Below are 11,466 nucleotides of genomic sequence, written 5' to 3' on the forward strand. Positions count from 1 at the left end.
AATTATTTAATGCTTAATAATTGGGCGCGTCCGCTAAACGGATATTGCACACCATTAATGCTAATGACGCTTTGGGTACCTTGAGTTACCGCTTTATCTGTTTGGTTTATTGCCAGCAAATATTGCTGTCCATCGGTAAAGTGTATTTGCACCGCTTCTAGCTCATCTTGTTGATGATAGATTAGCCCAGCTACGCTGCTGGTGGCTGCTAAGGTGTATTCTTTTGATGGGTTGTACTCACCGTGAGGCTCTATCACGCTGAGATAAGTGTGATTAGTTGCATTCACTCGGTGAATGAACGACTGCTGTTGGCGTAAGTTCATATTGGGATCGTTGGCGCCCAATTGAGTGAACAATATTTGCTCGTCAGTGGCGTTGTTGAAGTTAGTATTGACTAACGTGCTAAGGGTATAGAAATGGCCATTGTCATTTAACCAAGTCACTTTAGCTAACTCGTTAGCGGCTTTCTCTTTGGTTAAGTTAGCGGTTGCTAACGACCATAAGTGTTGATAACCATTTTTGTTACCTAGCGTCGATAACTGTGCCAACGAGGCCTGTCTGTCAAAGTTAGTGTCGATCAATTGTCCTTGATAATGTACCGGAAGGTCATATTGATGCGGTTTGTCAGCAGTGACTCGCATAATATCAATACCAATAACCGCATCACGTTGCTTAATGTTGACTAAAGCAAGTGTGCGTTTAAAGGCTATATCATCATAAGCCGTGTCAATTGATGCTGATGAGATAGTTAAATCTTGTTTAGCATCATAAAATGCTAGCTTGGGATGATGTTTGTTAGCGAGCTTAACGTCACCGTTAAAGTGACTTTTTTCATCAACCACTAAGGTGTTATGGGCAATGGTTTGTTTGGCCCAAGATTTATTTTCCGGTAAATAACGTCCGCCAAATTTAGCTTCAACATTTAGAAAACGCGCCGCACCGTAATCTGAAACAATTTCATTACCCGCATCGTAAAATTGCCACGTTAATTTATCAAAATGACCGTGACCTAAACCCTGTGCAGTTGCTTTAAAGACAATGGCTTGGTCGTTGGCTTCGCCTTGACGCATGACCACTAATGCACCGTCGTCACCATGTTGACCATCGCGAAATAACGCCGATGTAAATGGAAAGGGTTGCTGCAGATGGTTATCTAAGCCTTGGGCTACCTTGAGCCCATCACCTGTAAGTAAGATGTTGTTTTGCTGTTGGGCGATATCTAATAAGCGTGGATCACCATTTAAGCCATAGGCTATCGCAACGCCATTAACTAACTCAATTGTGTCGATCCCTTTGCTTTTAATCGCATCATTCAATGGAAAAAATAGTTTGTTATAACTGAGTTCAACAGTGCTGGTAATCGCTTTAAGTAAAATGCCATCACGGTATTGGAATATCTTACGTTGTGGTTCGTTCTGCTCAATGGCTTTAGCAAAAGTCACAAACGGCATTAATGCATAACGCTGATAATAAGGCCCTTCATTGTAGTAACCGTCTGGCGAAAATAACTCGCTCAGCTGACGCATAAAGCCGCCTTTTTTGGCGAGGTTTAAATCGTACAGCGCACGTTCAACCCATAATGGTTTGTCTAGCACATAACCACTCATTCCTACCGCAGCGGTGGCCCAAGTGCCATGGTTATGTACTTTGTTGAAGGTATGTGGAGATTGTTCTGATAAAAACAATGCAACAGGAGTAATGGCCCCTTTTTCTATACTGTTTCGTTCTGCCGGTGTCAGAGCATCATAGATAAAGTCATATGCCTGAATGGTATGAACCAACCAAACTGCTTCATTGAGTCCTTGCCAAAATAACTTACCCTCATTATTGCTTTTACGCTTAGGGTGCAACGGGAGTGTTGGGTAAAGTTGGGCGTATTGCAACAGCATATTTTTAACGTATTTGGCATATTTTTTATCACCAGTAAGCTGATAAATAATACCCGTGTCATACATTTGCTGGTAATTACTTTTGTGCTTTTCGTGAGTGTATCCACCGCCAGCATCTTTCGGGGTCGGAACATCAATTGGTTGAGTAAGACCTAAATCAACGGCACTAAGCTTGGCATCAAATGCATCTTTAAAGGCACCCGGTTGTGTAATTGCCAGTTTCATGGCCTTAACGTCTTGCTGGTTGATGACCAAGTTAGGGTGGCTTGCTGCTATTGCAGGTAAAGCAATGCTACAGACTATAAACGCAATGAATGTCAGTGATTTTAGTGCCAAGCGGGTCATATTTTTTAAGCCGCTCCCAGTCACATTCGTCAACTGGCCTTTGCCGTTTTTGAGTTTGATGTTGTTCATAGTTTTTGCACTTTATTGTTGTTGATATCTGCAGTGTGTTTGCCAGCTGCAACCAGTTCGGTCACTTGTGGGCTAGCAGTATTGTTAAATTCATTATTGGCAATACGTGTTTTGGGTTCACCGACAGTGTGCTCAACAATAATAGGTGCACTATTGTTAAATTTATTGTCTTCTACTTGACTCATTTGCACCCCATGCAATTTCAAACTCGCCCCCGTTTTATTCCGCTTACCTAGACCTACTTGAGTGAACACATTGTGGTTAACAGACACATGTGGCCCAAAAGTACTTTCGTCTGTACCGCCGCGATATACCGAAGCAACAGAACCTTCAATATCTTCAAACTGGTTATTGTTCAGCGTGAGGTATTCGGCGTTATAAATCCCTAAGTCGTCAGTTTCTTTATTTAGGCGAAATAAATCCCCAGTAATATGGCGGAACTGATTGTGGTTAATATTAATCATATCGGCAAAGGCGCGACTTCCAGAGTCAAAGAAATGGAATGAATGATTCACATTAAGTTGTTCAACGATGCTGTTAGTCATTTCAAAACGGTAGTTGATTAACATGCCCCATTTGCGGGTTCTCACTACGCTATTGCCAGCAGAGTCAGGGCTGTTAAGACCGTTGATGACTAATCCATCTAGTTGCAAGCTGCCGTTGTCTTGAATTTCAAATAAGCTTGGACGCTCAAAACTAATAATGGCTTGACGAGGGTTTGCTGCTTTAAAGGTTAAGGTTTTGCTGATAGCCAATATTCTGCTGACATTATAGCGGCCATCATTTAGCAATAAGGTATCGCCTGATTGAGCTTGTGCAACTGCGCTGGCGAGTTCATCGTCGGTTGCATTGACTTTGATGATGTTACCTGATTGAAATGCAACAGTAGGCTCAGTTTTGGGATACCAAGATGCACCGGTTTCTTGCTTTAAAGTTGGGATTAAATTTTTACTGGCACCATATTGAGCAAGACTTGCATCGCTTGGATATAGCAAGCCGTTAGCTGCGCGTTTCATAGTGATATTTTTTGAACTAATACCTTTTGCCATTGATGGATTGAGATCTTTGCTGGCAAAGTTACTGAGGTTATCTGTAAAAGTTAGGCCACTAACATCATCGTGCAAAGTAAAGGGTGCTGCTGGGCTAATAAACAAGTTTTGACTTAATGTGCTGTCTAAAGGCACTGCTGAACGTTCTGCGTCACTTCCCGCTGCGAGCTCAATATGGTCAAGGTTAATAAAGCTGTTGTGGTTAATATTGGCATTTATCACTTGATGATAGCGATTAATCGATGAGTTCGGTACGCCATTCATGATGGTAAAACCACTACCAAATCGATTGCCAGTTAAGCCTTCTAGGTAATTGTTGGTAATGATTTGATCGCGGTTAATGACTCGGATCCCGCCAGTATGATCTATGCCATTACCTAAAAACACATTGCTGTCGATAGTATTACCGTTGCCGTGTCTTAAGGTTAATGTGCCTCGAGCTTGGTAAAATAGATTGTTTTGAATACGGTTTTTACCTGATTTAACCGAGATAATTTCCACTTCGCCATCGCAGCGATCAAAGTAATTATTTTCAACGACAGTAAATGAGTCTGTTAGCGAGTAGTGACTGGTACCAATTCTAAGTGTTTCGCCGCCGTTAGACCCTAATATTGGACGAGGGCCAAAATAATTATGATCTATTCTGTGATGGTTTTGCTGGCTGTCTTTACTGTCTAAACGCACTGCAACGGTAACACCTACGTTGCGTTTACCAACAAAGTTGTTGTGATCAAGTCGATTATTCTGACCATATAAACTGACCCAGTAATCTGACTCTTGTCTGTCTGGATTACTGTAATTATCAATAACGACTTCGGTTACACGAGAGTGAAAGGCCAGTTGTTTTTTATTTTTTCTAAAAGCGATGACTTCATTGCTCGGGGTGTAACCATTTTTAAAGACTAACCCAGATACCTGTAAATATTCGCCAGCCAGTTTTAAGTTAGATTGGCCAGACAGGATCACCTTGCCTTTAGTTTCGGCTGTTAATTCAATTGGTGAGTCAGCAGTACCTTTAGCCATAAACAACACTTCAAAGTTTTGCCATGTACCATTTTTTAAAATGATTTTATCGCCAGGTTCAACTTGCTTTAGTGCCGTTTTGTATTCAGCTTGTGTTGCCACTAAGCGATCCTTTGCCTGCACCATGGTTGATGGAGCGCAAAGCATTAATAAGACTAACAACTGAGTGAACAGCCAATGCGGTGATGATGGAGTATTGTTATTTGAATTATTCATCTAGTCTCTCGTGTAATTCTATTTTAATGATATTCCCGCGCTTGCTTTTGGATGCCATCGCAGGGTAAAAGTTTGATACTTCACTTTTGCATCTATGAAGAACTTAGTGCCAGAACGTGAGTATTCAGCTTTCGAGGTGTTGTCTTTTATTTAATGGCCGCGAAATGGTGTCGCGTAAGCTACCCACTGTAATGATGTCCAGTGGAGGAGATGTTGACACTTTGACATTTTTTGTAGCGAGGTTAGAGGAGATAAATTGTTGTCTTTCTATTAATGTGTCTGCGGCTTTTGCAGACACATAAGTGCTAAAAAGTGATACCAGTGCAAAGCTGTAAATGGCTAATCGTGGTTGCCATTTTATTTTTGTTAACCTTAAGGTCTTGCTTCTCTTGTTAAATTTCACGTTAATCTCCCCAGATTAATTGATTTCCTTCTCTTAACGTAAACACAATGTTAAATTTTTATCATAAATTCTACTTTTGTGCTTGAATAGAAACTAACCAATGATTAACATTATGTCAACCAAATTGTTTTACCAATTGGTTGGTTTTATATTTATATGTTATTACCAATGTTTTTAAAGATATGACAATGTGCTATTATTTTAATATTGTGATGAAGATATTATGTTAATTAGTTTTTTGCTGCTACGGTATTAGCCGATAATATGTCAGTAATAAACCAATCAATTGGTTTTACTTTTCGAAGGAAGGTGTATGAAAACCCGTCGTTTATTTTGGCGAATTGTCGATACTATTGAGGCTGCCATTGCCAGTGGCGAGTATCCTGTAGGCAGTCGCTTACCACCTGAACGTGAACTAGCAGATAAGTTTGATGTTAGTCGGCCAACTATTCGTGAAGCAATTATTGCGCTTGAAGTACGCGAGAAGGTTGAAGTTAAAACCGGCTCTGGTGTATATGTTGTCAGCCACAAATTAAAAACTAAAGTGGCTGAAAATGTTAATGCATTTGAATTAACCCAAGCAAGAGCATTAGTTGAAGGCGAGATTGCCGCATTAGCCGCAAAAACCATTACAGCAGAAGAACTTGAAAAACTGCATGGTACGCTGGTGATGATGAAGGATATGCAAAATGTTGAAGAAGCGGATGAGATGTTTCATCAAATAATTGCTTATTCGACACGTAACAGTGCATTGATTAATTTGTTCGAGAACATGTGGTCATTACGTTCGTCTAGCAATGAAATTATTGAAGACTACAATATAGTTTGTAGTACAGATAATTATAAAACCTTAGCCGAGCATACCGCTATTTATCATGCATTAGCTGAACACGACGCTTCAGAAGCTCGTTTAGCGATGCATAAGCATTTTAATCGATTGATCAATGTGTTGTTTGATAAATTAGAACAACAGGCATTAGAGGAAGTGCGCCGTAAGAATAGCGCTAACCGTGACTTGTATTCTATTGAAAACCTCGTAAAAACAAACGGTTAATCTTTATTTTTTGTTTGTTAAATTATGCATGCAGACCTGTGGAATTGCAGGTTTAGAATTGCAGGTTTAGTGATTCATAACTTAACATTAAACGCGTTGGCACTAAGTTGTTAACGCGTTTTTTATTGGTTTTTATTCGCTCTGTTGAGCATAACTGTAGAGTGAGAGACCTCAGGTGTAGGTTCACTGTATGAGACAAGAGATAGTGCATAATTTATGAAATGATAATTATGTCGAACTTATTATACACAGATCTTTCAAGATGAATGTCACCACTGTTTATATAAGATATTAACTTAGTTAGAGACTTCTTCTCTAGCTTTTGAGCTACCTTGTTTTTAAAAACTAAAGCGTTTATTTAAAACAAATGTTAACTGCCGAAGAGCAATCGTCCTTAGTCAATTATTTGATTATCACGGACGACACGGTTTACGATTTGTTACCGTATCTTTTGAGGGAAATAAACCAATTATTCAATTTATCGACCAATGGTATTGGGCACTTTAGTTATGTGACTTTACATTTTAATGATGATTGTCATCAAATGATTTACCTATTGGTAATACCAATTGTCTTGTGCTTTATGACAAAAAAGATGGATTTTTTGTTAAATAATCCTAAATTGTTAACTAAAGCAGAAGTGGTCAATTATGAAAGCACATAAATCTACAGCATTAGCCGCCCCTGAATAAGTGCTGTTCCGATGCCATGATAATCCGAATTACTTTTTAGCTTGTAACACCACAAATTTACCATTGGATGCAATAGTGATGCAGTTTTTAAAAATACGGTTTATTTTAACGTGGTAGGCCAAATGTCGATTACCGACAATATGCAGCAAACCTCCTGGCTTTAAGCGCTGATGTGCATCGACAAACATTTGCCAAGCAATATGGTCGGTAATGGCTTCGCCTTGATGAAAGGGCGGGTTACATAATATTAAATCGGGAGCCACTTCTGTAGGTAAGTGTGTTAGGCAATCGTCCCAATAAAAACTAGCTTGTGGTTCATCTATTGTTGGGCTATCTAAATTGTTGCTTTGCCAGTTATAGCTTGCCGATGCTATGGCCATATCTGAGTCGTCCACAAAGTAGATATGCGCATCTGGATAACATTGCTTTGCGTGTAATCCCAAAATACCGTTACCGCAACCCAGGTCGACTACTTGCTTAAAGTCTCCTTTTGGCATGTTGTCGAGCATAAACCTTGCGCCAATATCCAATTTGTTGGCGGCAAAAACATTGGCAAGATTTGACATAGTGAGTTTAAGTTCATCTACTGTCCAGTTTACTGCTTTTGCTAATGGTCGTTGCTTGCCATCGCTATTACAGCTGATCACTCGGGTGTTTTTCCACGCTAAGCTAGCTGATGCCGGGCCAAGATTTTTCTCAATAATGGCCAATAATGCTGGATTGATTGATTTTGCTTTAGCGCCAATGAGGACTTGTGTCCCTTCTGGCAATACTCTTGATAAACGTGCTAGTTGTTGACCAAAGTAATGTAGATTTTTGGGCAGTTTCATCAGTACTAACTCAATATTTTGCGGCAATGTATCGCGGCTATTTGACCAATGTATGTTTAGGGGGGCTAGTTTGTTATGTAATAAATTTTGCTGACAGCCTAATATACTGGTTTTAGCATCCGTTTCGACGAGTAATACCTTGTTAGGGTTTTGTGTTGCTAATGCGCATGTTAATGCACCAAAATTGTCATTAAGGATAGCTGTGGTGTTTGCAGTGATTTCTGAGTCAATTAAGTATCTGATTAGGTGTTCGTCTGCTGCATCCCAAGCTTGTAGGTTTGATGCTTGTTGGCTTGGATAACGAAAAAGCTCAAGCTCTATACCTGAACAAGCAAACTGGGTTGTCATGATGGTGTTACCTAATAAAAAGAATATTAATAAAATAGCTCGATATTATCTCAGATAACCCTGACTAGCGCGAGGTTTAGGCTTAAACAAGTTAATGAAGAGAATGAGTTTTCTGTCCTGTCACCATTTCTAATCATCAGTATATTGTTTTTCCATAATATTTTTAAATTTTCATATACAGCAAGTTGATAGGCATTTATTGGTTAAAATATGTTATCAAAAAAATGTTCATATATAGTGATGATTGCTATTAACAGTGCGGTTCAGTAACATCAATCTATTGACTTAAAATAATGTTTTCAAGGGATAATAATGAAAGGTGCTGGTGGAACGTCTGGTGGGGTAGGTCAGTTTTTTATTGGATTAGCGATGATGTGCGGCGGATTTTACATGTTACTCAATGCCATTAAAATCACCAGTTCGTTTGGGCTGGGCAATCATTTATATCAGTTTGGTGGTTTTGGATTAACCAGTGGTATGGTGATGATCCCATTTATTTTTGGTATTGGATTGATGTTTTATAACGGTAAAAACCCATTAGGTTGGTTGCTGACCTTTGGTTCTCTCATCGCACTTGTTTTTGGCGTGATAAGCTCAATCAATTTTCGATTTGCGCACATGAGCGCATTCGACCTAATTGTGATTTTAGTCTTGAGCGTGGGTGGTTTGGGCTTATTCTTACGTTCATTGAAAACGATTGAAAAACGTTACCCGCAGACCTGATTTATTATAGCGGCTGCTAGCGGTTAACAGCCGCTAGTTTCAATATTTATAATTGGGCGGTCATTTGCAGATGTTACTTGTCTATAACGTAAATAACATTGCGCCTTGCCTGCATCTTCTTCTATTACACCATGCCAATATACCCATGCAGTTATAGGCAATGTGCTTGCGCGTTGTTGCCAATCACCTTCGGGAATATTCATTAGCATTGCAATACCTGTGGCTGTTCCGTCGGGGTAACCATAAGCTAAATCAACATCAACCCCATCAATATTAAGCGTTGTTGTTTCTAGCTTTTCAACGCCGGCAATGGCGGCTTTTGAATAGGTTAATGTTGCTGCCGATTGCATTGCTGTTTCCATTCCATCCATGGTTGATACAATCGCGTCAGTTCGAAAATTAACAAATTTGCTTGCCGCGACCACGGCCAAGATGGCCAAAATGACAATAACGACAACTAATTCAATCAAGGTAAAGCCGTGCGATGATCTTATGTTGTTTTTCATTATGTTATTCATAGTTATTTTTAGCTGATATTAGCATCTGTTAGATAATGAGAGTGAATAAATGATGCCGATACTTGATTGTAAGGGCATCTACAATGTTGTGTTTTGTTGTTATTATCAATACATCTTAGATATACATGCTGGCTAATACTGTGACGAATTCTACGACTACTCAAACCGCTTCCATTATTGCGACCAAAAAAACGTTATCACCTTCGGTGTTGCATTGGATTTTACAATTTTTGTCCCCTTATAAAGCTAAAGTTGCCGCAGCCATAGTATTTCTGCTTATTGGTTCGCTAGCATGGTTGTCGCTTGGCCAAGGTGTCAAGCTGATGGTTGATGAAGGCTTTGTCACTGATAATGCGGCAAGGTTGAATGAGATTATGTTGATTATTATTGGCATAACAGCCATTAGTGGCAGCGCTGTTTTTTGTCGATTTTATTTAATGACGTGGTTGGGAGAACGTGTCAGTGCCGATATTCGTTTACAAGTTTATCAGCATTTATTGTCACTCTCGCCGGCATTTTTTGCCTCTCAACGAACTGGCGAAGTCATATCGCGTTTTACTGCTGATAGTACATTAATACAGAGTGTGGTGAGTTCTAGTTTGTCGATGGCACTCCGTTCAAGTGTGACTGTGCTGGGTGGTATGGTGATGATGGGGTTTACCAGCGTTAAATTAACATTACTAGTGTTATTGGCTGTGCCTCTGGTATTAGGCCCTGTGAGTTTTTTCGGACGCAAAGTAAGAACATTGTCGCGTAAAAGTCAGGACAAAGTGGGTGACTTAGGCGCGTATATTGATGAAACACTGCATGAAATACATACTGTACAAGCCTATACACATGAAGCTAAAGACCGTGAGTTATTTTCACAACGTGTTGAGTCGGTTATGGATGTGGCTAAAGGTAGAATTAAATATCGCGCATTATTGATTTCATCGGTGATGTTTTTAAGTATTGCGGCTATTGCATTTGTGACCTGGGTGGGTGCTAAGGATGTGATGGCGGGTAATATCACTGGCGGTGAATTATCGGCTTTTATGTTTTATGCCGTGATGGTTGCTGGATCAGTGGCGACCATCAGCGAAGTATTTAGTGAAATCCAACGGGCATCAGGGGCCGCCGAGCGCTTAATGGAATTAGTGCATACGCCTGTTGATATTCCTCAGCAAGTTATACCGAATCATTTACCTTTACCCGTTGCTGGTTTACTCCAGTTTAATAATGTCAGTTTTGCTTATCCTTCTGATGAAAATCAACACGTTATTCGCCAATTATCAATGACCATTAATCCTGGCGAGCGGGTTGCGTTAGTGGGCCCAAGTGGTGCAGGGAAAAGCACTTTATTTGAATTGATGATGCGATTTTATCAACCTAAAAATGGCCAGATTTTGTTAGACGGTATCGACATCTCAACGTTGTCGTTGGCTGAGTTACGTCAACAATATGCGCTTGTACCACAAGAGTCGGTAATTTTTGCGATGAATGTGTTCGACAATGTGCGTTATGGCCGCTTAGATGCTAGTGATGAAGAAGTTGTACAGGCGTGTGTTGCTGCAAAAGCGGATGAGTTTATTGGTGAGTTTACTGAGGGTTATTTAACGTATTTAGGTGAACGGGGCGTGCGTTTATCTGGTGGTCAAAAACAGCGGATCGCAATTGCCAGAGCTATTTTGGCAGACAGGCCATTACTGCTGCTCGACGAGGCTACCAGTGCGTTAGATGCTGTTAGCGAGGTGAAAGTAAAGCAAGCTCTTGACTCACTCATGGCCAAACGCACTACTGTTATTATTGCTCATCGTTTGGCGACTGTAATCAATGCCGATCGTATTTTTGTTATCGATAAAGGTCAACTCGTTGCCAGCGGTACCCACCATGAGCTTATGGACAGCAACGATCTCTATCGTGAGTTTGCAAGTTTGCAGTTATTGATGGATAACGATAACGGTGACGCTAGTATTTAATAGGTAGAGAACAATTTTCTTGATTGATTTAATCACTAGGGTCTGTCGATCTTTACTGGTTAAATTTTGTTTGGGATAAAAACGTTTTAATCGAGGCGAGTGGATTGCTGCCTAGCAATCTAAGCAACTTTTGCTTAATAAAGAGTGACTCAACAAAGAGTAAAACGTTTTTAACCGACCCCTTCGGGCAGCGTTTGTTGGTCATTTTTACTGCGTTATCGACTTTTTATGTAGAATAACTACACCACAAAGTCTCTGCCGCGCAGTTATAAATGTGAGTAATAACCAACAATTCGCTGCAAAAACAACCTTAAAAGATCAACCGGCCCTAGTATTTAATAGGTGGAGA

Annotated in this window: 8 protein-coding genes; 3 read left to right on the top strand and 5 right to left on the bottom strand. The window is 40.1% G+C overall.

Going from position 1 to position 11,466, the window contains the following annotated elements:
• Positions 1-2 precede the first annotated feature (2 nt).
• The 3 genes from ABIS04_RS04015 to ABIS04_RS04025 form a co-directional block, all read right to left on the bottom strand.
• On the bottom strand, positions 3-2,303 hold the full coding sequence (locus tag ABIS04_RS04015; protein WP_371833616.1) for a heparinase II/III family protein: 2,301 nt from the start codon (positions 2,301-2,303) through the stop codon (positions 3-5).
• Positions 2,300-4,591 (bottom strand): chondroitinase-B domain-containing protein, encoded by a 2,292-nt coding sequence (locus ABIS04_RS04020; RefSeq protein ID WP_350432687.1) that lies wholly within the window; start codon positions 4,589-4,591, stop codon positions 2,300-2,302. Before ABIS04_RS04020 ends, ABIS04_RS04015 begins: the two co-directional genes overlap by 4 nt.
• A 124-nt stretch (positions 4,592-4,715) precedes the next feature.
• Complete coding sequence (locus ABIS04_RS04025; protein WP_350432688.1) at positions 4,716-4,994, bottom strand: hypothetical protein; 279 nt, start codon at positions 4,992-4,994, stop codon at positions 4,716-4,718.
• 313 nt (positions 4,995-5,307) lie between these two features.
• Between ABIS04_RS04025 and ABIS04_RS04030 the strand changes: the two genes are divergently transcribed.
• On the top strand, positions 5,308-6,048 hold the full coding sequence (locus tag ABIS04_RS04030) for a FadR/GntR family transcriptional regulator (protein ID WP_350432689.1): 741 nt from the start codon (positions 5,308-5,310) through the stop codon (positions 6,046-6,048).
• Between the two features lie 721 nt (positions 6,049-6,769).
• Here ABIS04_RS04030 and ABIS04_RS04035 read toward each other — a convergent pair.
• Positions 6,770-7,918, bottom strand: a complete 1,149-nt coding sequence (locus tag ABIS04_RS04035) for a methyltransferase (protein WP_350432690.1) — start codon at positions 7,916-7,918, stop codon at positions 6,770-6,772.
• Between the two features lie 312 nt (positions 7,919-8,230).
• Between ABIS04_RS04035 and ABIS04_RS04040 the strand changes: the two genes are divergently transcribed.
• A complete protein-coding gene (locus ABIS04_RS04040; protein ID WP_350432691.1) occupies positions 8,231-8,641 on the top strand; it encodes a hypothetical protein in 411 nt (136 codons plus the stop codon).
• Between the two features lie 23 nt (positions 8,642-8,664).
• Here ABIS04_RS04040 and ABIS04_RS04045 read toward each other — a convergent pair whose 3' ends face one another.
• Entirely contained in the window at positions 8,665-9,147 is a 483-nt protein-coding gene (locus ABIS04_RS04045) for a type II secretion system protein (RefSeq protein WP_350432692.1), read from the bottom strand.
• Positions 9,148-9,284: 137 nt separating this feature from the next.
• On the opposite strand from ABIS04_RS04045, the gene ABIS04_RS04050 reads away from it, so the two are divergent.
• A complete protein-coding gene (locus tag ABIS04_RS04050; protein ID WP_350432693.1) occupies positions 9,285-11,117 on the top strand; it encodes an ABC transporter transmembrane domain-containing protein in 1,833 nt (610 codons plus the stop codon).
• The last annotated feature ends 349 nt before the right edge of the window (positions 11,118-11,466 follow it).

The organism is Shewanella sp. H8 (assembly GCF_040285065.1).
Taxonomy (GTDB): Bacteria; Pseudomonadota; Gammaproteobacteria; order Enterobacterales; family Shewanellaceae; genus Shewanella; species Shewanella polaris.

Excerpts from the sequence above, each read along its gene's own strand:
- ABIS04_RS04015 (WP_371833616.1), bottom strand. The coding sequence starts at position 2,303 with ATGAACAACATCAAACTCAAAAACGGCAAAGGCCAGTTGACGAATGTG.
- ABIS04_RS04020 (WP_350432687.1), bottom strand. The coding sequence starts at position 4,591 with ATGAATAATTCAAATAACAATACTCCATCATCACCGCATTGGCTGTTC.
- ABIS04_RS04030 (WP_350432689.1), top strand. The coding sequence starts at position 5,308 with ATGAAAACCCGTCGTTTATTTTGGCGAATTGTCGATACTATTGAGGCT.
- ABIS04_RS04035 (WP_350432690.1), bottom strand. The coding sequence starts at position 7,918 with ATGACAACCCAGTTTGCTTGTTCAGGTATAGAGCTTGAGCTTTTTCGT.
- ABIS04_RS04040 (WP_350432691.1), top strand. The coding sequence starts at position 8,231 with ATGAAAGGTGCTGGTGGAACGTCTGGTGGGGTAGGTCAGTTTTTTATT.
- ABIS04_RS04045 (WP_350432692.1), bottom strand. The coding sequence starts at position 9,147 with ATGAAAAACAACATAAGATCATCGCACGGCTTTACCTTGATTGAATTA.
- ABIS04_RS04050 (WP_350432693.1), top strand. The coding sequence starts at position 9,285 with ATGCTGGCTAATACTGTGACGAATTCTACGACTACTCAAACCGCTTCC.